We start from the raw sequence: 3,316 nt of genomic DNA on the forward strand, positions 1-3,316 counted from the left end.
GTAATGCGTGTATCACTGTGCCAAGCCATATTGGCTAATGCTTGGCGAATCAAATTAGGTGCCTGTTTTGCGCCAACACGTCCTTTATTTCTTGCAACACCGGCATCGCTGGCAAAACCAACCAAGGCAACAGTGTTGCCATTAAGTCCGTTATTTAAATCAGTACTTTGTACTTGCGTGGTAATGTGATGAACACGAGTACCGAGTTCGCCATCTTCAAGGTCATTGCGTCCTGTCCACACAAAGTTGTGGGTGGTGACTGCAGTTGCGTTAGTGCTATTGGATTTAGATTGAGTCATGACATACCTCGCCATTAACAATGCGTTTATGCAGATGAGGTACGCCAACTTGATAGCTTAAGTCGGCAGGATGATCGATATTCCAAATAGCCAAATCAGCGGCGTAACCTACTTCAATTTTTCCTCTGTTTTGCAACTCGCCAATGGCGGCAGCTGCATGACAAGTCACCCCACGTAATGCCTCTTCTGGTGTTGTGCCAAATAGAGTACAGCTCATGTTCATCATCAGCGTTAAGTCAGCAAAAGGAGAAGTGCCGGGGTTTAAGTCGGTCGCGATTGCCATCGGGATGTTGTGCTCACGAAGCAAGGCAATAGGCGGCTGTTGAGTCTCTTTCAAGAAGTAGAAAGCGCCCGGTAATAAGGTGGCGACGGTACCTGATTCTGCCAGCGCTTTTACCCCCGCTTCATCTAAGTACTCAACATGATCAACAGAGAGAGCACCGTATTTAGCCGCTAGCGCACTGCCGCCCATATTAGAAAGCTGTTCTGTGTGGCCTTTGATCGCTAGCCCATGCTCTTTAGCTGCGGCAAATACACGCTCGGTTTGTTCTAGGTTGAAGCCGATCGATTCACAGAATACGTCAACGGCGTCGGCTAACCCTTGTTCAGCAGCCTTGGGGATGATCTCTTGGCATACCAGATCAACGTAACGATCTGGCTGTTCTTTATATTCTGGTGGTACAGCATGTGCTGCAAGGAGTGTGGTGGTGATTTTAATACGACGGTGGTTTTCTAAGGCTTTAGCAGCCCGTAACATCTTAAGTTCGTCATCAAGCGTTAAGCCATAGCCAGACTTTACCTCAACGCTGGTGACACCACTTCTTAGCAGGCCGTCTAATCTAGGCAGCGCCATCTCAACCAGTTCGGCTTCTTGTGCTGCTCGTGTCGCCGTTACCGTCGCTAAAATACCACCGCCTTGTTTTGCGATATCGGTGTAGGACGCACCATTTAGACGTTGTTCAAATTCATTGGCACGATTACCTGCAAACACTAGATGTGTGTGGCAATCAATCAAACCTGGGGTAACGAGCTTGTTTTTGCAGTCGTAGATGATGTGATCAACAGAGCGGCTAGCACTCGCGGTATCACAATGAAGTGACTCATCGCTTGAGTGTGACAGGGATACGATCTTACCGTTTTCGATAACGATATCTTGCGGGGAAGAAGGTTGGTAACCGTCGACTCCCGAGCTCATCGAAACCACTCGCGCATTTTTGAGGATCAAATTCATAATCACCTAGATCTTTGCTAAACAATAAATGTATATACAAATAAATAGGCTAAATACTGACCCGAATCAAGTTGATGTTGCAAAAATGTGATCGGCGATCAGGATGATATTCTTTAATCTAAAACGATCTTAGAGCTTAATTTGTACTTAGAGCCTGGGTGGTAGAGTAATGCAAAGCTGATAAGGCGCTCCTTGCTCCATGTTCTTCTATTAAGAAGCAAGCAAGGTTCTGATTCCGTTAGCTTTAGTGCTTGGCGGATGTTGGAGTCTGGAATGATGGCTTCGACTGTGTGCTCAATCGCACTCAACGGGCAACTTTTGGAAAGGTATTCATTCGGTGTTGAGGTTGAAAAGTCTTGTTCTAAGTATTGGGGAGCTGCTTGCGAGTTTACCCAGCGAGCTTCTAGTTGTATCGGTGTGTTATCGGCAAAGTGGATGATTTCACTATAGAAGACTTCCGCATTGATCATCACACCTAACCGTGTAGCGGTGCTCTCATCTGCCTTGATACTATTGTGCTTGATCACTTGGCTTGTGTACGTTTGGCCACGGTCTTTGATCTCTTGCGCGATGTTGTTGATATCAAGTAGGGGAGATTGCGCTTTTTCCTGTGGCTCACACACAAAAGTTCCTAGTCTTGGTTTTCGAATGAGCTTGCCTTCAGACACAAGATCTCGAATGGCTTTATTCACCGTCATTCTACTCACGTTGAACTGCTCTGTGAGTTCGAGTTCCGTGGTGATTTGATAGCCAACCGGCCAATGACCATTGCTGATCTTATCGTCTATGAACTGTTTTATTTGCAGGTAGAGCGGCGCTTTCGACATAATGAAACCTTATTTGACTATACAAATAGAGTAACGGATTTTTTCACGATTTCAACATTTCCTCAGAGGATGTGAGCTTGTTCAACATAGATAGCGCAAATGTCTTGATTCTGTGGGGCAAGTGTCGCAAATTGTCACGCAACAACTACTCGTAAATCAGATGATTAGAAAGGGAAAGAATATGTTTAAGAAATTAAAGGCCTCGCTAGGCATAGGTGCAGCTAAGGTCGATACCGTCTTAGATAATATTGACGTTTTCCAAGGTGGCGAGTTGTCTGGTAACGTTCACATCATTGGTGGCGATGTTGAGCAACAAATCGACATGATTAACTTGGTTCTTAACACAGAAGTTAAAGTGGAAACAGAAGATAGCACCAGTTACGAAACCTTTTCACTTGGTCGTATTCAAGCCGTAGAGCCGTTTGTGATTCAACCCGGCGAAACTAAGTTGGTACCATTCCGTCTTAAGCTGAATGATGAAACGCCCGTGACTGCGTTGAACGCAAAAATGAATCAGTGCCATGTTTGGGTAGAAACCAACCTAGATATTGGCTTCGCGATTGACCCTAAAGACCGTGATTTCATCTCTGTTCACCCATTGCCAACAGTCGCGAAAATCATTCAAGGTGTTGAAGCCTCGGGTATGGCTATGGTGAAAGCAGATGTAGAGAAGGGCTACTTAAAAGGTAACACCTTCGCTTCACGTTCGGGTTGTTACCAAGAGATTGAATTTCGTAGCGGCGGCTTCATGAATAACAAAGAAATCGAGCTGTCATTCATCGTAGATGGTTCTATGGTTCATTGCTTAGCCGAAATTGACCGTTCACTGAGCTTCCGTGGTGACCAATACATTTCATTCAGCTTACCTGCTAATGCAGCAGACTCAGACATTCGCAATGCAGTTTCAAGAATCATGAGTGCATAATTGCCTCTCTGTTAGTCGTCGCTCTCTCTATTAA

The 3,316-nt window shown here is 45.3% G+C and carries 3 protein-coding genes and 1 pseudogene; 1 reads left to right on the forward strand and 3 read right to left on the reverse strand.

Features of this window, described 5'->3' with window-relative positions; all coding sequences use genetic code 11:
- From BCT81_RS24860 to hutC, 3 genes and pseudogenes are all read right to left on the reverse strand, one after another.
- A pseudogene (locus tag BCT81_RS24860) lies at positions 1 to 299 on the reverse strand (formimidoylglutamase); the annotation flags it as partial.
- Positions 286 to 1,530, reverse strand: coding sequence for an imidazolonepropionase (hutI, locus tag BCT81_RS24865; protein WP_102426193.1), 1,245 nt, complete (start codon positions 1,528 to 1,530; stop codon positions 286 to 288). The pseudogene BCT81_RS24860 and the gene hutI, both read right to left, overlap by 14 nt.
- Before the next feature lie 113 nt (positions 1,531 to 1,643).
- On the reverse strand, positions 1,644 to 2,357 hold the full coding sequence (gene hutC, locus BCT81_RS24870; protein WP_102426194.1) for a histidine utilization repressor: 714 nt from the start codon (positions 2,355 to 2,357) through the stop codon (positions 1,644 to 1,646).
- A 181-nt stretch (positions 2,358 to 2,538) separates the two neighbouring features.
- Between hutC and BCT81_RS24875 the strand changes: the two genes are divergently transcribed.
- Positions 2,539 to 3,282, forward strand: a complete 744-nt coding sequence (locus BCT81_RS24875; RefSeq protein WP_004738449.1) for a sporulation protein — start codon at positions 2,539 to 2,541, stop codon at positions 3,280 to 3,282.
- The last annotated feature ends 34 nt before the right edge of the window (positions 3,283 to 3,316 follow it).

The organism is Vibrio sp. 10N.261.52.A1 (assembly GCF_002876325.1).
Taxonomy (GTDB): Bacteria; Pseudomonadota; Gammaproteobacteria; order Enterobacterales; family Vibrionaceae; genus Vibrio; species Vibrio chagasii.